The organism is Bacillus sp. XF8 (genome assembly GCF_017498755.1).
Taxonomy (GTDB): Bacteria; Bacillota; Bacilli; order Bacillales; family Bacillaceae_G; genus Bacillus_A; species Bacillus_A bingmayongensis.
Genome location: NZ_JAGDQK010000024.1, coordinates 24,237 through 47,005, shown reverse-complemented (window position 1 = coordinate 47,005; position 22,769 = coordinate 24,237). Strand labels below are relative to the sequence as shown.

The following is a 22,769-nucleotide window of genomic DNA, read 5'->3' as shown; positions in this document are numbered from 1 at the left end:
CCTTCCTTTTTTGATTGTCCTTATTAAAATTGCAAAGAAACCAAGGTGAGTATAGGTTTTCTTAGCTATTTAAATTGTATTTTTTTAGTCGATATTGTAGGTTTTGCCTACTTACCCCTAAAAATTTTGCAGTTTGTGAGATATTCCCCTTATTTTCTTTAAGAATTTGATTAATGTATTCCTTTTCCATTTCTTTTATTGTATGTTTTAAAGTTTTAGGGGTATCATTGGTACTTTGAGGGGGTTGAACATTCAATTTGTTTTTTGTTAGTTCATAAAAGCGTGTTGGTATATGGAACGTTGTAATGATGTCTTCATTTTCTATTAAGTTCATAGAGCCTTCAATCATGTGCTCTAATTCTCTTACATTACCAGGCCAATCGTAGTCATAAAAAAAGTCTCTTACGTTAGAATCTACCCCTTTTACTTTTAAGCCAAATTGGATATTATACTTTTCAATAAAATGATGAAGAAGAATTAATATATCTTCTTTTCTCTCTCTTAAAGGTGGAAGAAATAAAGTAACAACACTTAATCGATAATATAGGTCTTTCCTTAACCGATTGTGTGTTATGGCTTCAATGGGATCTTCATTAATAGTTGCTATGATTCGGACATCTACTTCTTTTTCTTGTGCGCCTCCGACTCTTCGTATTGTTTTATCTTGTATCGCACGCAATAGTTTAGCTTGAAGAGCTGGACTTAATGAGTTAATTTCATCTAATAATAAAGTTCCTCCATTAGCTTCTTCAAATAAACCTGGTTTATCTATTGCACCTGTAAAAGCGCCTTTGTTCGTTCCAAATAATAGGCTTTCCATTAGGGTTTCTGGTATAGCAGCACAGTTTTGTGAGATAAAAGGCTTTGCTGAACGGTGACTTTCATTATGAATGCTTTGTGCAAATAATTCCTTCCCAGTTCCCGTTTCTCCTACGATAAGTATGGAGGATGATGTACGTGTTACTTTTTTTGCTTCTGTAATGATAGATTGAGTTGCCCTAGAATTACCTATTATATGATTAAAGGTAAACTTCGTATTTTGTTTTCGAGGAAGACTTGTCTTAATCGTTTGCTTTAATTGGGTAATGTCTTTTGAAATCTCAATAGCACCTTTGATTTTTCCATTTTCTATTATGGGGAAGGTATCATTAATTGTTGTAATCTCTTTTCCTTTATTATTAAAATAAGTTTGTTTTATGTTTCTTCTTGTTTTTCCGAGTCGTAGTGCCTCTATGAGTGTACTACTTTGGTTTTCTTCAAATGCAAATACTTCTAAAGGATTTTTATGTAATACATCTTTAGGATCCATCGCTTCGATTTCCATCATTTTCCGATTGTAGATTATTGTTTTGCTTTCCTCATTAATAATGTGAATTCCAATATCAAGTTCGTTCAGCAAAGTTTCATATAGCATATTCATTTCAATTAATTTTTTGTAATTGATTTCTTCTGTAAGCATGTATCATCTTCTCCTTGTTATGCCCTATGAAGACTGATTTTTTATAATTTTATTAAAATTTCTACAAAAGAGCAAAGTTTTTTTGCGCTTTTCCTATTAAAACTTTTGAAGTGATAGAAAAAAATTTGCGTTTATTAAGATTATTTTGCATGAATCCTTAATTTTATAGGGGAATTCAGGTTGGTATGCATTTTGCATTAATAGTAAGCGAAGTCTCTAAATTTAAAGACTAGGGGTGAGTTGAAAGTTTTATAGGGGGGATAACCTTTCAGCAGCACTTAATAAGAAAGAGGAGGTTACAAAATGAAGGCAGTTATAGAAAACGTGTACAGTCCTTGTTATGGGAAAGTAGAAAAATTATTTATTACTGAAAGCTCCTATGTATATGAATGGGAGACATTAGCATTAATTGAAACGATAGATAAACAGAAAGTAGAAATTAAAGTGGGAATTAGTGGCTATATTGAATTGCTAGAAGTGGAGGAGGGACAAGCTATCACCAATAAAACACGATTAATAACAGTAAGGGATGACCTGTTAATAACAGGTAGTGATTAATATAAACTGTATGGATTATGAGCCGTTTTCTAGTGCGCTTTTAAATAATTGTTTTCATTTATGCTAATGTCAATTAAGTCATAAGAAGGGTTAAGAATTGATTATCGTGTTAGGGGTTATTTTCTTGGAGTGGGAGATTTCCTTTCAAAAAATCTCCCTCCTGTTGTGAGTCTTTAGTAAAAAATGCAAGCTATTATCTTTTTTATAGTTTAACTTTTTTTAAGATTTTTTTAAAGCGTTTACAATCATGAGAATTTGCAAACAAAAAGGGGGATTTATATGACAAATCAAAAACAGGAATTAAAACGGGAGTTGAAAAGCCGACATTTATTTATGATTGCACTTGGAGGAGTTATTGGTACCGGACTTTTCTTGGGATCCGGTTATACAATCCATGAAGCTGGACCTGGAGGAGCAATTGTAGCTTATCTTGTTGGAGGGTTTGTTATGTATTTAACGATGCTCTGTCTTGGAGAATTGGCAGTCGCTATGCCTGATGCAGGGTCTTATCAAACATATGCTACAAAGCATATTTCACCTGCAGTAGGTTACGTAGTGGGATGGATGTCATGGTTAAACTGGTCTGCTACGATAGGAATTGAACTGATTGCAGTTAGTATTTTAATGAAACGTTGGTTTCCGGATGTATCATCATGGATTTGGTGCGTAGTCTTTGCTGTTTTACTTTTTGCAATTAATGCATTATCCTCAAGAAGTTTTGCAGAGGTTGAGTTTTGGTTTGCAAGTATTAAAGTAATTACGATTATCGCATTTATTATTTTAGGTGGAGCAGCTATGTTTGGTTTCCTAGATATGAAAGGAAATGAATCAGCACCGATGCTTTCTAGCTTTACTGATTACGGGGGATTGTTTCCCAATGGGCTAACAGCTATTTTAATTACAATGATTGCAGTTAACTTTTCCTTTCAAGGCACAGAATTAGTTGGTATCGCGGCTGGAGAAAGCGAAAATCCAGAGAAAACAATTCCAAAAGCTATTAATAATACAGTTTGGCGCATACTAGTTTTCTTTGTACTATCCATTTTTATACTTGCTGGTTTATTCCCTTGGCAACAAGCAGGAGTGATAGAAAGTCCATTCGTAGTTGTATTTGACAAAATTGGTATTCCTTATGCAGCAGATATTATAAATTTCGTTATTATTACGGCAGTACTATCAGTGGCGAATTCTGGATTATATGCAACTTCTCGTATGTTATGGTCTATGTCTAATCAGGGAATGATTAGTCCAATTTTTGGTAAGTTATCGAAAAAGGGTGTTCCAATTTATGCATTGATTGTAAGTACCATTGTAGGGTGTCTCTCTTTATTATCAGGTATTTATGCAGAGGATACAGTTTACCTATGGCTTCTTTCTATTGCGGGATTCGGTGCAATATTGGTCTGGGCATCTATTGCTTTATCTAACCTTTTGGCTAGAAGAACATACTTAAAGCAAGGAGGGGATATTAAGGACTTGAAATTTAAAACCCCATTGTATCCGTTTGTCCCGATTCTTGCTTTGGTATTAAATTTAACGGTAATTGTTGGTATGGCGTTTATTCCAGAACAACGAATGGCACTATATTGTGGTATTCCATTTATGATTGTTTGTTTATTGTTTTACCGTGTTACAAAAAATAAGAAAAGTAAAATGGAACGTATTGAAAAGACGAATGCAACAGAAGTGCAAAGTTTATGATGAAAATTTAGGCGTGATTTTTATCCCGTATTAACGGACAGTAACACTCCCACCTCAAAATTCAGTGAAGGAAAAGAAGTTAAGAGGAAGATGAACTGTCAGTAAAAGTCCGATTGGTGTGGGCTAATACTCAGTGGGGGAGGAAGAACCTCTCCTCTCCCACTGAGTAAAGCTTTAACTACTTAGGTGATGGATTATTAGAGACTGCAAAATTGTAAACAGTCTCTTTTTTTTGTGAAAATAGAGCTGGAAACATACTATGTATGCAAAGGAGGATTTGTAATGAATCAGGCAATTTCACAGCTACTAGAACAAATCGATTCACGAAAAGAAGAACTATTAGAACTTACAAAGACATTAATACGCTTTGAAACACCAGCACCACCAGCGAGAAATACAAATGAAGCGCAGCAATTTGTAGCAGATTTTTTGAAAAAACGTGATTTTACAATTGATAAATGGGATGTATATCCGAATGATCCGAATGTTGTTGGAGTGAAGAAGGGGACGGCAGGAAATTCTCATAAAAGCCTAATTATTAATGGACATATGGATGTGGCTGAAGTATCAGTAGATGAGGATTGGGAAACTGGACCATTTGAGCCATTTATAAAAGGTGAATGGTTAGTTGGACGTGGTGCAGCTGATATGAAAGGTGGATTAGCTGGGGTCTTGTTTGCGATTCAGCTTTTACAAGAAGCTGGAATTGAATTGCCTGGAGATTTAATTTTTCAGTCCGTAATTGGAGAAGAAGTGGGAGAAGCAGGAACACTTCAATGTTGTAAACGTGGATATGATGCTGACTTTGCAGTTGTTGTGGATACAAGTGATTTACATATGCAAGGTCAAGGCGGCGTCATTACAGGATGGATTACAGTAAAAAGTCCGCAAACATTTCATGATGCAACGCGCAGACAGATGATTCATGCAGGTGGCCGTTTATTTGGGGCAAGTGCAATTGAAAAAATGATGAAAATTGTGCAAGGTTTGCAAGAGTTAGAGCGACACTGGGCAGTAATGAAAACATATGAAGGGTATCCATCAGGAACAACAACGATTAATCCAGCTGTTATTGAAGGTGGGCGTCATGCAGCATTTGTTGCAGATGAATGTAGGCTCTGGATTACAGTACACTTCTATCCGAATGAAACACATGATCAGATCGCAAAGGAAATTGAAGAGTATATTGGCAGGGTGGCTGCGGCTGATCCATGGCTTTGTGAAAATCCACCACAGTTTGAATGGGGCGGGGAATCGATGATTGTTGATCGTGGTGAAATATTCCCTTCGCTAGAAGTAGACAGCAACCATCCTGCGGTACAACAACTTGCAGCTGTACATGAATCTACATTACACCGCAGTGCAACTCTAGATATGTCAGCAACAGTAACAGATGGTGGGTGGTTTAGTGATTTCAACATTCCAGCTGTTATTTATGGGCCTGGAACATTAGAAGAAGCACACTCTGTTAACGAGAAAGTTGAGAGTAGCCAGCTAGTTGAATTTACGAAAGTTATTGCTACTTTTATATACGAATGGTGTCATACACAAAAATAAGAAAAATTTAAGGTTTTTCTAATAAAAAGGTAAGGTACATCGTGTAAGATAAAAAGTACCTGTCGTGGAATCGTACAAACTTTGATGTTTGTACGATTTTTTTTGCGAGAACTATTTCAAACGCTAGTCAAACTAGAATTTTGAAATAGTTCTTTTTGTCTTCAATAAAGCCCTCTAAGTTTCTTTCTTTATTTCAGCTAACTTCTCCTTTGCTAATCCCAATGCAATTGCATCATCCAAATAGCCAATTGGAAATATATAATCTGGAATAATGTCTGTCGATAAAACAAAATACAGTAGAGCACTTCCTATAATAGCACGCTCTTTGAGAGGAGTGGACTCTTTGCAAAATTGATGATACATATCTGTTAATTGCTCAATGAAAGGACCTGTACTATCAATTTGCTCGAGTTTTGTTGAGAAACTCTCATGAATGCGTCTTTGGCCTTCTGCTGTTTGTGCGTATCGTTCATAATTTTCAAGTTCTTGTTTCACACGAGTTGTTGTGTACTCATAATCAAATAAGTTGGAGGATTGTAATGTATGTTGAATTGCGTCGAGTGATGTATACATATCTGTTTTTTCTTTTTTGGTTTGAGAGGCATCTGGATACATTGCATCATATAACACTTGCGGTGGAACTTGCAGACACTCTGCAAACTTTTGCAGGTGTTTTTGTTTTGCTTGTTGTTTGCCAGTTATAATCCTTGAAATTGTTGAAGGATCGATGTTTGTAAGTACTCCTAATTGACGCATAGATAAGGTACGTTCTTTTAACAATTTTTTTAATAATGCACCGAGTTTATCGTTTGGATTTTGAGTGGACATAGTTTGGGCACTCCTTTTTGTTTCTAAAATGTTGAAAAAATGTTGAGCGTTTTATTTAAAGTATATGAAGCTGACAGGCACAGTTGCTCAACATTTGCATAATATGCAATGAAAAACTGTTGATGAGTGCGGCAGGATTATTTTCGATTTTTTTAATAGGAATTGCTTCTAATTTAGATAATGCGGGTGTAGGGATTGCGTATGGGATTCGTAAGATTCGTATCTCTTGGTTTAACAATTTTATCATTGCCTTTTTTGGTTGCCTTTTTACTTTATTAGCTGGATTCTTTGGAAGCTGGATTTCACTATTTATTTCAGATTTTATGGCAAATCTCATTGGAGCAATTGTACTTAGCGTAATTGGGGTATTCGTTTTATGCCAGCCATTACTAAGTAAGCAAGATGATACACATAAGAAGAGTGGAAATATGTTTATGGGGATATTACGTAATCCAGAAAGTGCTGATTTTGATAAGTCTAAAACAATTAGTTCTTCGGAAGCACTTGTACTAGGAATTTCATTATCAATTAATAATATAGCTGGAGGATTTGATGCGGGTGTAACAAATTTGAATCTTTGGTGGACTGCAATTGTTTCTGGAGTTTTTAGTTTCGTTTGTATCAGTGGTTTTTCATATGTCGGGAAGAAATTTTTAGCGGAATACCTAGGGAAATGGGCAACAATTATTGCTGGCATTTTACTGATTCTTATAGGAATCGATCAATTGATGTAAGTTTAGAAAACAATATTCGAATATTTCCTTGGAAATACAACAAAGTGTTGCATATATCGACGTGTTTTTCTTCATACTAATATTGATTTCTTTTAAGGAAAGGGGAATGGATATGGGACGTGGTAAAGCTTTTGACCATAAGAAAAAAGGGCATGATCATCAGCCTCCTAAAGGAGCCTTCATTCATAAAGATGTGAATGAGCATACGTTAGAAGAGGAAGAATTACCTGTTAATATTGAAACGTATAAAAATAGTTTGAAGAAACATTAAAGCACCTATTACAGGTGCTTTTTAACGGATATCCTCAATTAGTTGTTGTGTCTCTTCATACATCTCATATTCACCAAGAACTTGAATACAGCGCCATTTTAATTCCTCAATACTTGGTTCAAGTTCCTCGGGGAGGACGTGATGAATATCTTCAAGCCCCATGCCAAAATGAATGAGTTCTAGTACTTGATCATCAATATTTCGGTCCATTAATAATTCCAATACTTCTAAATTAAATATGTATCGATAAGCCTCATCAGGTGAAACAACTTTTAGTTTTAAGCTTTCTACAATACTGAGTATAAAAAGAAGGATGGTTTTTTCTAGGACGGGCTGTTCCTCCATTTGAAAAATAAGTTTCATTTCTTTTACACCTCCACCGTATAGCGTTAGGTTGTACTATATTATTCGAGGAGGTGGAGCAAATATGCATAATAAAAAAATTCCCCTGTTTTATTTGCACAGGAGAATTTTTTTATTTGTTTGAATTGGAAATTCGTATTTTGTGCATTGCAACTGCAATCCATATAGAGAGTAGAGAGATAAGTAATGCAAATGTAGCTTGTTATATGTGAGATAACCAAATAAGACGAGTATTATTCCAATAACGGTTAGATAAAAGAATGTATACAAGTTATATAATTCCTCTCATTATATATGCTTAAAAAATACTCCAGCCTTCTTGAGCAGAGAGAAGTTCAAGAATTTTAAAACCGGCAATACTATTCCCGTTTGCATCTAGAGCTGGTCCGAAAATTCCAATTCCCATTTCTCCTTTTACGCAGCCGAAAATCCCACCAGCGACACCGCTTTTTGCGGGGATGCCAACACGAATCGCAAATTCTCCAGATTCATTGTACATGCCGCAAGTTACCATAAACGTTTTACAAATTTTTGTGATATGTTTTGGGATGATTTGTTTTTTCTTATATGGATCATAGCCATCCATTGCAAAAATTAAACCAATGCGTGCTAAATCAATGCAATTTACTTCAATTGCACATTGACGTGTGTATAAATCCATTAGTTTTTCAATATCACTATCAATGATGCCGTTTTGCTTCATATAGTAACAAAGTGAACGATTTAAGTAAGCAGTTTCTAGTTCAGAGATGGCTACTTTTGAAGAGTAATTAATTGTAGGATTGTCTGTAATATCACGTACAAAGTGGAGAATTCGTTCCATCTTTTCTTCGTTACTATCTCCTGTAAGCATGCTTGTAATAGCTAACGCACCTGCGTTAATCATTGGATTAAGAGGTTTAGAAGGGCTAGTTGTTTCTAGTTTAATAATAGAATTAAATGGGTCGCCAGTGGGCTCCATTCCAACTTTAGAGAATACATATTCTTCACCACGATCTAAAAGTGCAAGAGCAAGTGTAATTACTTTTGAAATGCTTTGAAGGGTGAAGAGTGTTTGTGAGCTACCAGCATGGACATACTCTGTCTCTTTATGGTAGATAGCAATCCCTAAATCGTCTGGATTTGCATTTCCTAGTTCGGGGATATAAGTAGCAAGCTTACCTTTTTTTGTATATGGTTTTACTTCTTCTAGCAACTGTTGTAAGTTATTTGTCTCGATGCACTGCATGATACCAACGCTCCTGTTCCTTTTTCACTAAGTTTACGATTCCCTATAAACTTGGAAATAAATAATAACATGAAAAAGTGGAATGATAAAATGAAACTTTTATTTGAATAATAAAGCCCTTTTTGAGGTGGGAGAGAGGATCCAACCATGCATAGAAGCGGTCAGAGCCTCTACCTGCCTCATGCCAAGTGAAAACAAAGAGAGCAAACGAGTGAAGGTCACCTTTTTTTCTTCATAGCCGCGACTTATGTGTTGGAAGATGAAACTAGATGTATATATTTCGATACCTTGTTTTTAATTTTAGTCGCTAATAAAAGGAGAATCTTCCTTTTATATAACAGTTTGAAAATAGAAAAGATATCCATAAAAAGTTCAAAAATAAAAACTACACATCTATACAACTATATGTTATTATTGTTATGTAATGGAAAGCGTTTTCTAAAGCATACTTATAATGGCAACGATTTCATAAATTAAATAGGGGGGAATTACAATGTTGCAGTTTTTACAACGTATTGGTAAAGCGTTAATGCTTCCAATCGCAGTGCTACCAGCAGCGGGATTATTGCTTCGTTTAGGACAACCAGACGTATTTGATATTCCTGTTATGGCACAGGCCGGTGCAGCGATTTTTGATAACTTAGCACTTATTTTTGCAATCGGTATTGCAATCGGCCTATCGGTTGATAGTAGCGGTGCAGCAGGTCTTGCTGGTGCAATTGGTTATCTTGTTATGAAAAATAGTATTGATGCACTTAGTAAGGGATATTCTACTGTAGAATTACAAGATAAATTAGGGAAAGTTCAAGATTTAATTGGCACAAGTGCTAATTTGGATCCATCTAAACTTGCAGATACAATGACACAAGTATCGAAGGCTGCCGAGTTATCGACAAAAGTTGATATGAAAGTATTAGGCGGTATTATTGTAGGTATTATTGCGGGATTACTATATAATAAATTCCATAAAATTAAACTTCCAGAATGGTTAGGGTTCTTTGCTGGAAAACGTTTCGTTCCAATTATTACATCTGTTGTGATGTTAATATTAGGAATTGTATTTGCGCAAATTTGGCCAACAATTCAAAATGGTATCGATGCATTGGCTCATGGAATTGTTAACTTAGGAGCAACTGGTGCAGGTCTATTTGGATTCTTAAACCGTTTATTAATTCCAATTGGATTACATCACGTAATGAACACATATTTCTGGTTCGTATTTGGAGACTTTACAAATGCAGCAGGAAATGTGGTAAATGGAGATATCGCTCGTTTCCTTGCAGGTGATAAATCAGCGGGTATGTTTATGACTGGTTTCTTCCCAGTTATGATGTTTGGTTTACCAGCAGCATGTTTTGCAATGATTGCAGCTGCTAAACCAGAAAAACGTAAAATGGTTACAGGTATGTTAGGTGGGCTTGCATTAACTTCATTCTTAACTGGTATTACAGAACCAATTGAATTCTCATTCATGTTCTTATCACCAGTATTATATGGTATTCATGCAGTATTAACAGGTATTTCTTTATTTGTTACAACAACACTTGGCATTCATGATGGTTTCACATTTAGTGCCGGTGCAATTGATTACTTCTTAAACTTTGGTATTGCAACAAAACCGATATTACTAGCGGGTATTGGTTTAATTTACGCAGCAGTGTACTTCTTTGTATTCTATTTCTTAATTAAGAAATTTAATTTAAAAACTCCAGGTCGTGAAGATGATGATGAGTTAGTGGAAGAAGGAGATGCACCAGTTGCAGGTTCTATTGGTGAAACTTATGTGACAGCATTAGGTGGAAAAGACAATTTAACAGTTATTGATAACTGTGCGACTCGTCTACGCCTACAAGTAAAAGATGCGGGCTTAGTAAATGAGCCAGCTTTAAAACGTGCTGGTGCAAAAGGTGTTATGAAATTAAGTAACACAAGTGTACAAGTTATCGTAGGTACAAACGTTGAGTCTGTAGCTGATGATATGAAAAAACACGTATAAATAGTTGTGAAAGAGGATGTTCAAAAAGATCGATAAAATTGATCTTTTAGAGGACATCCTTTTTTTATAAAAATCTTATTGGGAATCTTACTTTTGAAAATTTTCTTTTTCTTTTTTTGTACATATTGGTTGGTAATATGTTTGCCACATGATAAAGTAAGGATGATATAAAATGGAATTTCCATTAGTTAGGAAAAAATAGAGGGCATATTTTTTATGAAGTGATTAAATTATTGGTGAATAAGGGGAAAAAAAGAATCATGAATGAAGAAAAGGATAGTGTCAGTATGAAAGCTCGTCGACCGATTACATATATAAAAAGAGCGGTCATTCTTATTGTATTGTTTTCGCTTGTATATTTTGTGTATACAAAAATTACTTCACATAATAAGAAAGAAAACACGTTAAAAGTAACGACAGAAGCAAAGAAAGAAACGGTACAAAAACAAGTAGAACAGAAACAATCAGAACAGCCTCCAGCAAAGTCTCCAGCAGAGCCACAGCAAGCTAAGGTAGCAGAACAAGCTGCCGAAGGACAACCACAAGAAGTTAATGAAAATGCTGAGTTAGACGAGTATTTAAAGAGCAAAAGTTTTAGTGGGACAGCAGTTGTCGTGAAAAACGGAAAAGTACTTTTAAATAAAGGATATGGGCTGGCAAATCGAGAAAAAAATATACCAAATAATTCTGAAACAACATTTTATATTGGCTCGATTTCAAAGGCATTTGTAGCAACAGCAATTATGCAGCTAAAAGATCAAAATAAAATTCAAACAGAGGATACAATAGCGAAATATATTCCTGATTTTCCAAGAGGTAGTGAAGTTAAGTTAGTTCATCTATTGACACACACATCTGGAATTCCTGAATATGAGGCAGGTGCAGATGATATTTCTCATGAGGAATTGTTGAAGCGAATTGGACAACAAAAACGTTTATTTAATCCAGGTGAAAAATGGAAGTATTCGGATTCGAATTACTCAATACTTGGTTACATCGTTGAGAAAGTTAGTGGGCAACCGTTAGAAGAATATATTAAACAACATATTTTTGATGTTGTAGGCATGAAAAATTCAGGTTTTGGTACAGAATTAGAGAAAACAAAGTATCCTTCTACTGGTTATAAGATTGTAAATAATAATATGACAGTACCTGCTATTCCGAGCATGTCACAATTATATGGAAATGGCGATATATACACGAGTGCAAATGATTTATATTTATTTAATGAAGCGCTATTTTCTGGGAAGCTAATATCCAAAGAAAGCTACGATCAAATGTTTACAGCCTTTAAAAAAGATTATGGATTTGGTTGGTATGTAAATCCGGGAAGTTACTCTAATCACGGTGTAATGCCGGGATGGAATTGTTTAAATGGATTTAGTAGAAGTGGTAATGTGTATGTTATTTTATTATCTAATATTCAAAATAACATTAAATCATTTGGTACGATTAATAATGATATTTATACGATGTTGCAGCATATTGAAGTGTAAGAGACTATCTTTATTGTTTTAAATTATGTATCGATCTAATCAGGAGATATATTTAGTTTATTATGAAAAGAAGTGTACCAAACAGGTACACTTCTTTTTATTCTGTTTTAAAAAAACTATAACAGAATAGGGGATAAGGGTATTACAGTTTAAAATGGGTATGACTCTTTATACTACAGAATAGGATTCGTTTATAAGGGTACCAAAAAAATACAATTAAGGAAAGAGTTAATTTAAAAGAGTTTTAATTGAAGTTAATACTATGTGTATAGTAGTTTGCTCAATATTTCACAAATGTGTCACAACTATCTCGTTCGCTTTTTCAAAAAAGTAGTATTCTAAATGTGTAAGCTGTTATATAAAAAATCTTAGTCCTGTACTAATCAAAAATGGAGGAGATTAGGATGACTCAAGTATTAGAAAATGTAAAAAACGCATGGGCAAACTTTAAAGGTGAAAAATGGAAAGCAGAAATTGATGTTCGCGATTTCATTTTAAATAATGTAAACGTTTACGAAGGAGACGAATCTTTCTTAGCGGGAGCAACAGAAGCAACGAAACAACTTTGGGATCAAGTAATGGATTTAACAAAACAAGAACGTGACAATGGCGGCGTCCTTGATATGGATACACGTATCGTTTCTTCTATTACATCTCATGGTCCTGGATATTTAAATAAAGATACTGAAAAAGTAGTTGGTTTCCAAACAGATAAACCATTTAAACGTTCTTTACAACCGTATGGTGGTATTCGTATGGCAGAACAAGCTTGTGAAGCTTATGGATACGAAATGGATAAAGAACTTAGTCGTATTTTCAGAGATTGGCGTAAAACTCATAACCAAGGTGTATTTGATGCATACACACCAGAAATGAGAGCGGCTCGTAAATCAGGTGTTATTACTGGTCTTCCAGATGCATATGGCCGTGGACGTATTATTGGTGACTATCGCCGCGTAGCATTATATGGCGTTGATCGTTTAATAGAAGCGAAAAAAGAAGATTTGAATTTAACTGGCGGTGTAATGAGCGAAGAGACAATGCGTTTACGCGAAGAGTTATCTGAGCAAATGCGTGCACTTCAAGAATTAAAACAAATGGCAGCTTCTCATGGTTTTGATATTTCTAAACCAGCAACAAATGCACAAGAGGCATTCCAGTGGTTATACTTCGCTTATCTTGCAGCAATTAAAGAACAAAATGGGGCAGCGATGAGCCTTGGACGTACTTCTACATTCTTAGATATCTTCATTGAAAGAGATCTTGAAAATGGTACATTAACAGAAGAAGAAGTACAAGAGATTGTGGATCATTTCATTATGAAATTACGTCTTGTGAAATTTGCAAGAACACCTGATTACAATGAATTATTCTCTGGTGACCCAACTTGGGTAACTGAATCTATCGGTGGTATTGCACTTGATGGCCGTCCATTAGTAACGAAAAACTCATTCCGTTTCTTGCATACATTAGATAATTTAGGCCCAGCTCCAGAACCAAACTTGACAGTTCTTTGGTCTAAACAATTACCACAGAACTTTAAAAACTACTGTGCGAAAATGTCAATTAAAACATCTGCAATTCAATATGAAAATGATGACATTATGCGTCCAGAGTATGGTGATGACTACGGTATTGCTTGCTGTGTATCTGCGATGAGAATTGGTAAACAAATGCAATTCTTCGGAGCTCGTGCAAACTTAGCAAAAGCACTATTATATGCAATTAACGGTGGTAAAGATGAAAAATCTAAAGCACAAGTTGGACCTGAATATGCACCAATTACTGCTGACGTATTAGATTATGATGAAGTAATGCATAAATTTGATATGACAATGGAATGGTTAGCGGGTCTATACTTAAATACATTAAATGTAATTCATTACATGCATGATAAATATAGCTATGAACGTATTGAAATGGCACTTCATGATACGAATGTTCTTCGCACAATGGCAACAGGTATTGCAGGATTATCTGTAGTAGCGGACTCTTTAAGTGCGATTAAATATGCAAAAGTAAAACCACTTCGTGATGAAAACGGTATTGCAATCGACTTTGAAATTGAAGGAGATTTCCCTAAATACGGTAACAACGATGATCGTGTAGATGAAATTGCAGTAAATCTTGTAAAAACATTCATGAACAAGCTTCGTAAACATAAAACATACCGTGACTCTGTTCATACAATGTCAATCTTAACAATTACATCTAACGTTGTATACGGTAAGAAAACTGGTAATACTCCAGATGGTCGCCGGACTGGTGAGCCATTTGCACCAGGTGCAAACCCAATGCACGGACGTGATACAAAAGGGGCTCTAGCATCATTATTATCTGTTGCAAAATTACCATATGAAGATGCACAAGATGGTATTTCCAATACGTTCTCAATCATTCCAAAAGCACTTGGTAAAGAAGATGATGTACAAGTTAGAAACTTAGTATCTATGCTTGATGGATATGCAGTCAAAGAAGGACATCACTTAAACATTAACGTATTTAACCGTGAAACATTAATGGATGCAATGGAACATCCTGAAAAATATCCACAATTAACAATTCGTGTATCTGGTTACGCTGTTAACTTTATTAAATTAACTCGTGAGCAACAAATTGATGTAATTAACCGTACAATGCATGAAAGCATGTAAGTAAAAAGTTTCCTTCTGCTTTTAATAAAAAGCAGAAGGAAGCTGTTTCAATAAAGGAGGAAGTAACATGGTAAAAGGAAGAATTCATTCTGTAGAGTCTTGTGGTACTGTTGATGGCCCAGGAATTCGTTATGTCATATTTACACAAGGGTGTTTATTACGCTGTCAATATTGTCATAATGCTGATACGTGGGAAATTGGTAAAGGAAAAGAAATAACAGTTGAAGAAGTGATGCAGGATGTTACATGTTACCTTCCCTTTATTGAAGCTTCCGGAGGCGGCATCACAGTGAGTGGTGGAGAACCTTTACTGCAGTTAGACTTTTTGATTGAGTTATTTAAGAAATGTAAAGAAATCGGAATTCATACGACAATCGATTCTTCCGGAGGATGCTATTCTGAAGAGCCAGAGTTCCAAAGAAAATTAGATATTTTAATGGACTATACAGATTTGGTATTATTGGATTTAAAACATATCGATTCTAAAAAGCATCGTAAATTAACCGGTAAACCGAACGAACATATTTTACAATTTGCCCGTTATTTATCTGATAAAGAGAAACCAATTTGGGTAAGACACGTATTAGTTCCAGGTGTTACAGATAGTGAAGAAGATTTACAGAGACTATCTAGCTTTATACAAAGTCTTTCTAACGTAAAGAAAGTAGAAGTCTTACCGTATCACAAGCTGGGTGTATATAAATGGGAAGCACTTGGACATAAGTATCCTCTTGAAGGTGTAGAACCTCCAACAGAAAAAAATGTTCAAAATGCAAAAAATATTTTACAAGCAGTCTAATCCAAATCAGGGATTAGACTTTTTGTTTTCTTTTAATAAAATCTAGAGTATATCTGAAGAAAAGAGTATACTGAAAGTAGAATATCCATATTTTTGTAAAGAAATAAGAGGATAAATTTACATAATTGTAAAGGTAAAACCAAATAGTAACAAGAATTAAGAAGTAGCAGGGCGAGTATCATGAAGTATGATCATTTGTAGGTTATTGCGAAAGCTCTTATAGGAAAGTATAATGTAAAGATATGAGCACAGATAGGATTAAGGGGTCAATCTTATATGCTTTGCATATCCACGACAGGTACATAGCTAACATGAAAGTGTTGGAATCCAAACATGTAATTTTTTTTAGGAAAATGTTTTTCCTATTGTCGTATATGCAATATGGAAAAGCGAAAAAGCTAGGAGTGGATTTGTTTGATAAAAAACCCCAAGGTTTTAATATTAACTGCACATTACGGTAACGGTCATGTGCAAGTAGCAAAAACATTAGCACAAACATTTCGTCAAAAAGGAATTGAAGATGTGATTGTGTGTGACCTATTTGGAGAGTCACATCCGATCATAACAGATATTACAAAATATTTATACTTAAAAAGCTATACAATAGGTAAAGAGCTATATCGCTTATTTTATTACGGTGTAGAAAAAATTTATGATAAGAAAATTGCGTCGTGGTATGCGAATTTTGGGAGAAAACGTTTAAGAGCACTATTACATGCAGAAAAACCAGACATTGTTATTAATACATTTCCAATTATTGCAGTACCAGAATTGAAAAAACAAACAGGTTTTACAATTCCTGTTTATAATGTGTTAACGGATTTTTGTTTACACAAAATATGGGTTCATCGTGAAGTAGATCGTTATTTTGTAGCGACAGATTATGTGAAAAAAGTAATGGTTGAAATTGGCGTACCTCCCGAGCGAATTGTAGAAACTGGGATTCCAATACGTAAAAACTTCGAGTTAACTATTAATCCAGAAATCCTGTATAGTAAATATCACTTATCTCGTGAGAAAAAGATTTTACTTATTGTAGCAGGTGCTCATGGTGTATTAGGAAATGTAAAGGGATTATGTCAATCATTTATGACAGTCCCTAACCTTCAAATAGCTGTTGTCTGTGGGAAAAATGAAACCTTAAAACAAGAGTTATTAGAACTCGAGGAACAAAATCCTGAAGCATTAAAAGTATTTGGTTATGTAGAGAATATCGATGAGTTATTCCGTATTACCTCTTGTATGATTACAAAACCAGGAGGCATTACATTAAGTGAAGCGGCAGCTTTACAAGTACCTGTCATTTTATATAAACCAGTACCAGGGCAAGAAAATGAAAATGCAATGTATTTTGAAAAAAAAGGAGCTTCACTTGTAATTCGTGAAGATGAGGATGTTTTTGCGAAAACTAAGGCACTATTAGAAGATGATATGAAGCTTCTGCAAATGAAAGAAGCGATGAAAAGTATTTATCGTCCAGAACCAGCTTGTCACATTGTAGATACAATTTTAGAAGAAAACCATGTGCAGCCTAATCATATGCCAATTAAGTCTCCAGCTCTTGCTCAATCTTTTACGTAATATGAAACCCTCTTTTTATTTTGGAAGAGGGTTTTTTGTTTTGTATGAGTTCAGTATAGGAAATAGAGTTAGTAAGAAGGTATATATGCATTGATAGTTAATAAAGTTGGAGGCTTTTATCCCGCATTAACGGGCAGTAAGACCTCCACCTCAAAATTCAGCAAAAGTAAAGAAGTTAGGTGGGGGATCAACTGCCCGTAAAAGCCCGATTGGTGCGGGCTAATAATCAGCGGGGATGAAGAATCCCCCACTGATTAAAGCTTCAATTTATATTTCCGTTGTATGTTATCCACAAAAGAATGCGATTTCAATAGACGGTAAAGTCGGAATATTAACAATGATATCCACATTGTCCACAATTTTCAGAAAAAATATCCACAAATTAAACACATTACATGTGATTAATTTTATAATAATCCAAAAGAATCGCTGAATTTATACACAATTCTTTTAATTCTGTGGATAAAGTTTTCCACAAAAAATACCCCTTATAATATAAGGAGTAAATCTTTACTTTATCATCCAAAAAGTAAATTGGATGAATTAGTAGGAGAGGATAAAAAATTCTCTCAAGTATCACTTTATCCCACATTAACGGGCGGTAAAAGCCCGTTAATGTGGGATAAGATCCGCTGATTAAAATTTCACTTTATAATTACACACCTTTAGGACGATATCCTGCTGCACGATCTGCTCTTCGAAATTCTCGCTGATAAAGAACCTCTTGTGTACTATTTAATGTATTTCTTGCTTTTTCACGTTTCTTTCTATCCATTACAGATCACCTCGTGTCATAAAGTTATTATCTATCGTTTCCAATGACACAAAGAGATATACACGATAAACAGATATGTTCATTTTATAATTAGTTATATTACGCTTCTTTTAAATGATGTGTATCTTGGAATGTAGTGTCACGCATTGTAGCAAGTGTATATTGATCTTTAACAATCTCATATAAATTATATACTTCCTCATTTGCGTTAATTTGATCATAAACAGCTTTTCTAGTTTCATTTGCTAGGTTTACATATGACAGTTTTTCCGCTGCTTTCATCGAACGAATATTTACTTTGCGAATGCGCATAAAGATTGTTTCAATATCTAACTCATAGAAAAGCTCGCTGAAAAAAGCATCTTTTGCTAATTTATTATACCCCTGGCCATGATAAGGTTTTCCAAGCCATGTGCCAAGAAACCCAGCTTTTTCTTGCACATCAAATAAAGTAATCGTGCCGATAGGGTTTCCCCATTCATCTAGAATTGTGCGTGAAATTAATTCACCACGCTCTTCAGCTTCTATTGTTTGTTTTGTTAAAAACAAAAACTCTTCATATGAATAAGCCTTTTGACGCACAAAAGGGAAGACAGCAGGATCCACCATTAAATCGTATAGAACGTGGCTGTCGTGTAAGTCGCGTTTTTTTAACATACTAACTCCTCCTCACATGAGGGTAGCATGACGAAAAAACACCCCACCCTCGAAATTTTTATATCAATCTTTAAAAAATTTCGGGGTGGGAATCGAACCCACTAGAACCAGTCTATAACGCTGGTGGCGCACCATTTGCCTTCCCCATTCATCAATTTGAAATGAATAATCACGACACAAATTGATTATGGTTTCATTCAGTTTATAATCGTATAATACTTTATCTAGTCAAAAAAATAAACTAGTTTTTTTTATTTTTTTTGTAAATTATTTTTCCGTCAATCATAGTTAGTACGGGCTTGGCTAAATAATGAAATGGATGATGTGTCCATAATACAAGATCGGCATCTTTTCCGACTTCAATACTTCCAATTCTGTGCTCTAAACGTAAGTTTCGAGCAGGGAGGATTGTAATTCCTTCTAATGCAATTTTTTCATCTAATCCTTCCCTGACAGCGATGGCTGCACAAACATTTAAATATTGAATTGGAGTATAGGGATGGTCTGTTGTGATAGAGACTTCTATCCCATGCTTTGATAAAGTATGGTACGTATCCCATGATTTATTTTTTAGTTCAATTTTTGATCGGCGTGTTAATGTCGGGCCAACAGATATTTTTAAGTGTTGATTGGCAAGCTCGTTTACAATAAAGTGTCCTTCTGTGCAGTGTTCAATACGTAAATCAAGATTGAATTCTTTTGCAAAGCGAAGAGCGGAAAGAATATCATCTGCCCGATGAGCGTGGATACGTACTGGGATTTCTCGGCGCAGTGCTTTTAGAATAGGGAGCATTCGAAAATCAGCTTCATTTCCATAATGTTGTGCTTCGTAAAAAGATTCACGAAGCAATCCCATAATTCCCATACGAGTAATTGATTCCTTTGTACCATTACTATGAACCCGTTTTGGATTTTCTCCAAATGCAATTTTTAATCCTGCAGGTTCCTGAATAATCATGTGATCGATACAGGTTCCAGCAGTTTTAATCACACATGTTGTCCCGCCGATAATATTTTGACTTCCGGGCATAACATGTGCAGTTGTAATCCCACTTTGAACCGCATCTTGAAAAGCAATATCAAAAGGATGGATACCATCTAAAGAACGGATATGTGGTGTCAATACTTCAGATGTTTCATTGGCGTCATTTCCAGCCCAACCAGTACCTTCATCATATAGGCCAAGATGAGTATGCACATCGATAAATCCTGGTAAAAGGTGAAGTGCTTTTGCATCAATAACAGTCATATCTTGAGTTGGCTCAATATGTGGTTTTATCGCAGCGATTTGATTGTGCTTAACCAATACATCTCCTTGAAATTTGGAAGAAGTAATGGGATATACAATTGCTTGCTTAAATAGCGTTTTCATAAATACCTCATTTCCATTGGCTAATAACCTTTGAATTAGTAAATAGAGCAATATTAATGGGTGTATTTTAGAAGTACTACAGTGTATGCAATATAATATTTTGTAATGCATGCTTTAATGTGGGAAAAGAATATTGGTATCCATGCTGCATTGCTTTGTTAGGCAATACATGTTGTCCTTGTAGTACAAGCATACTCATTTCTCCCAGTAAAACATGTAGTGCAAGGGCTGGAACGGGAAGCCAATGTGGGCGATGCATGACAATTGAAAGTGTCTTTCCAAACTCTTTCATTGTTGTAGGATTTGGCGCCGTAATGTTAAGAGGTCCTTCTATTTCTTTTGTGTCTATTGCAAAATCAATCATGCGGATGACATCATCTAGGTGAATCCAAGATAGCCATTGATTGCCTGAGCCGATTGTACCACCAATAAATAATTGATAGGGGTGCAACATTTTAGGAAGGGCACCACCCTCTTTTCCTAAAACAATTCCAAAGCGTGTATAGACAGTTCGAATTCCGAGAGAAGTTGCATGAGCGGCCGCTTCTTCCCATAGTTTTACTGTGGTTGCTAAAAAGTCACTGCCATTTTCTTTGTTCTGTTCGGTAAAGATTTTTGTTTCAGATGTACCGTAATAGCCAATTGCGCTAGCGTTTATAAAAGTATGGGGTTTCTTTTGTAATGTTTGTAATTGTTTAATGAGACTATTTGTTGTATGAAGACGACTCACTATAATTCTTTCTTTTTGTTTTTTTGTCCATCGACCATTGTTAATAGATTCTCCGGCTAGATTAATAACAACATCAATAGAAGTGAGAGGGAATTTAGAAGAGTGCGTATCCCATTGGACGTATTGAATGTTAGAATTGAAAGGATTCTCTCTCTCTTTCCGGGTGAGAATGTAAATTGTGTGCCCTTTTAGGCTTAAAAAATTTACTAATGCTTTGCCGATAAAACCAGTTCCCCCAGAAATTGCAATTTTCAACTGAATTTCCTCCTCATTATATATATTCATGAAAAGCAAAATTGTTCCGTAACTATGTTAAAATAGTAGCGAGGTGAAGAATATGGCTGTCATTACAAAAATAGAAGTACAAAAACGAACGAAAGAACGGTTTAATATTTATATTGATAAAGGACAAGGTGAAGAATACGGATTTAGTGTGAATCAAGTAACCTTAATCAAACACGGTTTGCAAAAGGGATTAGAGATTGATGAAGTAGAGTTAGCAAATATTTTGTACAATGAAGAAGTGCAGAAAGCATATTTGCAAGCAATTTCTTATTTATCCTATCAAATGCGGACGAAACAGGAAGTAGAAGAGTACTTACGAAAAAAGGAAATTGGACAAGCCATCATCTCTGAAGTTATTTCGAAATTATTACAGGATCGCTATATTAATGATAAAGAGTATGCCATTTCGTATGTGCGAACGCATAGTAACGTGAATCAAAAAGGACCAACTATTATTAGACGGGAACTTCTTGGTAAAGGTGTCCAAGATATAATTATTACTCATAGTTTACAAGAATACCCGAAAGAGAAGCAAATTGAAAATGCCTTTGAGCTTGTAGAAAAAAAGAAAAAGTCTTATCAAAAGCATTCTTTTTTACAAATGAAACAAAAGTTAGAAGAAATGTTAGTCCGTAAAGGATATAATCGTGATGTGATTCAAATTTGCCTAGAAGAATTAAAAGAGGAAAAGGATGAAACGCAGCAACAAGAGGCGTTGTTATATCATGGGAATAAGTATCATGAGAAGCATAAAAAGCATGATGGATGGACATATGAAAATAAGATGAAACAAGCATTATATCGAAAAGGATTTTCCATTGATGAGATAGAGACATTTCTACAAATGAAACGTGAAGAGGGATGAGAGAATATGATGAATATGCCAAAACGTTATAGTGAGATGACACCGCATGAGCTAAGAGAGGAAATTGGCATTTTAAAAGAACAGGCTGTGAAGGCAGAACAGCTTGGTATAGTAAATGAGTTTGATGTGTTAATGAGAAAAATGGCAATGGCTCGTGCTTATATGACAGATATAAACGCATTTCAGATTGGTGAAACGTATGAACTGATAGAAGAACCGGGCATATTATTTACGATTACGTATTTCAATGGAGTGTTTGCTTGGGGACGTAAACAAAATGAGACAGAGGAAATTGGTATTCCTATTTCGCTATTACAAGAGAAATAAAAAACCAGAGAGCCTTGGCTGCTCTGGTTTTCATTTTTCGTAGTTGTTAAAGGGGATAGACAGTTAAATTTGACGTTTTCTCATCTCGTTCGCCAAAATAATGAGAGATTGATTTTGTTGCGTCTGTCCATTTACTTGCGCTTTTGCATGTTTCGGACGTGCCCAGGTAGGGTTGAATAATTCAGAACGACGATCTAAATGATTACGGTAGCTCATCTTTATCACCTCATGTAGGAAGTTAATTGTAATAACCCTTTATAACTGACTATTTTTACTCTTCCTGATGATTTGCGGCACGCATACGTTCTTGTGGGTGTGTATTAATCGTGCCGTTAGGTCTTTTTGAAGCAAAACGATCTTTTGCTTTCGGTTGACCGTCGATATTGTTATTATTTCTAGCTTCAGACCAAATTTCAGATTGTTTACCCAAGAAGAACGCCCCCTCGTTATAAAATGATACTTGTTAGGAAGTATCAATTATAGAGTGTGCAAAATAGAAGAAAATATCCTTTAGAAATCAAGGGAAGAAATGA

General features: G+C 35.0%; 22 protein-coding genes. 12 read left to right on the top strand and 10 right to left on the bottom strand.

Features of this window, described 5'->3' with window-relative positions:
• Positions 1-61: 61 nt before the first annotated feature.
• Positions 62-1,459 carry a sigma-54 interaction domain-containing protein gene (locus tag J4P91_RS16120; RefSeq protein WP_207994933.1) on the bottom strand — a complete coding sequence of 466 codons (1,398 nt, stop codon included), beginning with the start codon at positions 1,457-1,459 and terminating at the stop codon, positions 62-64.
• A gap of 303 nt (positions 1,460-1,762) precedes the next feature.
• On the opposite strand from J4P91_RS16120, the gene J4P91_RS16115 reads away from it, so the two are divergent.
• The 3 genes from J4P91_RS16115 (at position 1,763) to J4P91_RS16105 (ending at position 5,275) form a co-directional block, all read left to right on the top strand.
• A complete protein-coding gene (locus J4P91_RS16115) occupies positions 1,763-2,017 on the top strand; it encodes a biotin/lipoyl-containing protein (protein ID WP_017154006.1) in 255 nt (84 codons plus the stop codon).
• 279 nt (positions 2,018-2,296) lie between these two features.
• Positions 2,297-3,718, top strand: coding sequence for an amino acid permease (locus J4P91_RS16110; protein ID WP_207994932.1), 1,422 nt, complete (start codon positions 2,297-2,299; stop codon positions 3,716-3,718).
• Positions 3,719-3,952: 234 nt separating this feature from the next.
• The gene (locus tag J4P91_RS16105; RefSeq protein WP_307802536.1) at positions 3,953-5,275 is read left to right on the top strand and encodes an acetylornithine deacetylase; all 1,323 of its coding nucleotides are present in this window, start codon (positions 3,953-3,955) and stop codon (positions 5,273-5,275) included.
• A gap of 174 nt (positions 5,276-5,449) precedes the next feature.
• Here J4P91_RS16105 and J4P91_RS16100 read toward each other — a convergent pair whose 3' ends face one another.
• Positions 5,450-6,103: a DUF1232 domain-containing protein gene (locus tag J4P91_RS16100; protein WP_207994930.1), complete on the bottom strand. Its 654-nt coding sequence runs from the start codon at positions 6,101-6,103 to the stop codon at positions 5,450-5,452.
• A 122-nt stretch (positions 6,104-6,225) separates the two neighbouring features.
• Between J4P91_RS16100 and ytaF the strand changes: the two genes are divergently transcribed.
• Positions 6,226-6,837, top strand: a complete 612-nt coding sequence (gene ytaF, locus J4P91_RS16095; RefSeq protein WP_207994929.1) for a sporulation membrane protein YtaF — start codon at positions 6,226-6,228, stop codon at positions 6,835-6,837.
• 112 nt (positions 6,838-6,949) lie between these two features.
• Positions 6,950-7,108: a hypothetical protein gene (locus J4P91_RS16090; protein WP_000532411.1), complete on the top strand. Its 159-nt coding sequence runs from the start codon at positions 6,950-6,952 to the stop codon at positions 7,106-7,108.
• A 21-nt stretch (positions 7,109-7,129) separates the two neighbouring features.
• On the opposite strand, the gene J4P91_RS16085 is transcribed toward J4P91_RS16090, so the two are convergent.
• A complete protein-coding gene (locus tag J4P91_RS16085; protein ID WP_207994928.1) occupies positions 7,130-7,471 on the bottom strand; it encodes a DUF3969 family protein in 342 nt (113 codons plus the stop codon).
• 298 nt (positions 7,472-7,769) lie between these two features.
• Entirely contained in the window at positions 7,770-8,699 is a 930-nt protein-coding gene (glsA, locus tag J4P91_RS16080; protein WP_207994927.1) for a glutaminase A, read from the bottom strand.
• 493 nt (positions 8,700-9,192) lie between these two features.
• Between glsA and nagE the strand changes: the two genes are divergently transcribed.
• The 5 genes from nagE (at position 9,193) to J4P91_RS16055 (ending at position 17,225) form a co-directional block, all read left to right on the top strand.
• Positions 9,193-10,695, top strand: coding sequence for an N-acetylglucosamine-specific PTS transporter subunit IIBC (gene nagE, locus J4P91_RS16075; RefSeq protein ID WP_207994926.1), 1,503 nt, complete (start codon positions 9,193-9,195; stop codon positions 10,693-10,695).
• 260 nt (positions 10,696-10,955) lie between these two features.
• Positions 10,956-12,191 carry a serine hydrolase domain-containing protein gene (locus tag J4P91_RS16070; RefSeq protein ID WP_207994925.1) on the top strand — a complete coding sequence of 412 codons (1,236 nt, stop codon included), beginning with the start codon at positions 10,956-10,958 and terminating at the stop codon, positions 12,189-12,191.
• Positions 12,192-12,595: 404 nt separating this feature from the next.
• Positions 12,596-14,845 (top strand): formate C-acetyltransferase, encoded by a 2,250-nt coding sequence (gene pflB / locus J4P91_RS16065; RefSeq protein WP_207994924.1) that lies wholly within the window; start codon positions 12,596-12,598, stop codon positions 14,843-14,845.
• 67 nt (positions 14,846-14,912) lie between these two features.
• Positions 14,913-15,644, top strand: a complete 732-nt coding sequence (gene pflA, locus J4P91_RS16060; RefSeq protein WP_017153996.1) for a pyruvate formate-lyase-activating protein — start codon at positions 14,913-14,915, stop codon at positions 15,642-15,644.
• Between the two features lie 414 nt (positions 15,645-16,058).
• Positions 16,059-17,225, top strand: coding sequence for a diglucosyl diacylglycerol synthase (locus J4P91_RS16055; protein WP_207994923.1), 1,167 nt, complete (start codon positions 16,059-16,061; stop codon positions 17,223-17,225).
• A 655-nt stretch (positions 17,226-17,880) separates the two neighbouring features.
• Here J4P91_RS16055 and J4P91_RS16050 read toward each other — a convergent pair.
• The 4 genes from J4P91_RS16050 to J4P91_RS16035 all read right to left on the bottom strand — a co-directional run bounded on the left by J4P91_RS16050 (position 17,881) and on the right by J4P91_RS16035 (position 21,014).
• The gene (locus J4P91_RS16050) at positions 17,881-18,000 is read right to left on the bottom strand and encodes a YfhE family protein (RefSeq protein WP_003194890.1); all 120 of its coding nucleotides are present in this window, start codon (positions 17,998-18,000) and stop codon (positions 17,881-17,883) included.
• A 99-nt stretch (positions 18,001-18,099) separates the two neighbouring features.
• Positions 18,100-18,657 carry a GNAT family N-acetyltransferase gene (locus J4P91_RS16045; protein WP_000914731.1) on the bottom strand — a complete coding sequence of 186 codons (558 nt, stop codon included), beginning with the start codon at positions 18,655-18,657 and terminating at the stop codon, positions 18,100-18,102.
• Positions 18,658-18,898: 241 nt separating this feature from the next.
• Positions 18,899-20,029: an amidohydrolase gene (locus tag J4P91_RS16040; RefSeq protein ID WP_207994922.1), complete on the bottom strand. Its 1,131-nt coding sequence runs from the start codon at positions 20,027-20,029 to the stop codon at positions 18,899-18,901.
• Between the two features lie 76 nt (positions 20,030-20,105).
• Positions 20,106-21,014, bottom strand: a complete 909-nt coding sequence (locus J4P91_RS16035) for a TIGR01777 family oxidoreductase (RefSeq protein ID WP_207994921.1) — start codon at positions 21,012-21,014, stop codon at positions 20,106-20,108.
• Positions 21,015-21,096: 82 nt separating this feature from the next.
• On the opposite strand from J4P91_RS16035, the gene recX reads away from it, so the two are divergent.
• Positions 21,097-21,909 carry a recombination regulator RecX gene (recX, locus tag J4P91_RS16030; RefSeq protein WP_207994920.1) on the top strand — a complete coding sequence of 271 codons (813 nt, stop codon included), beginning with the start codon at positions 21,097-21,099 and terminating at the stop codon, positions 21,907-21,909.
• Between the two features lie 9 nt (positions 21,910-21,918).
• Entirely contained in the window at positions 21,919-22,236 is a 318-nt protein-coding gene (locus J4P91_RS16025) for a YfhH family protein (RefSeq protein WP_026049348.1), read from the top strand.
• A 63-nt stretch (positions 22,237-22,299) separates the two neighbouring features.
• On the opposite strand, the gene J4P91_RS16020 is transcribed toward J4P91_RS16025, so the two are convergent.
• Positions 22,300-22,452 (bottom strand): YpzG family protein, encoded by a 153-nt coding sequence (locus J4P91_RS16020; protein WP_003194901.1) that lies wholly within the window; start codon positions 22,450-22,452, stop codon positions 22,300-22,302.
• Positions 22,453-22,507: 55 nt separating this feature from the next.
• Complete coding sequence (locus J4P91_RS16015) at positions 22,508-22,666, bottom strand: small, acid-soluble spore protein K (RefSeq protein WP_017153990.1); 159 nt, start codon at positions 22,664-22,666, stop codon at positions 22,508-22,510.
• Positions 22,667-22,769 lie beyond the last annotated feature (103 nt).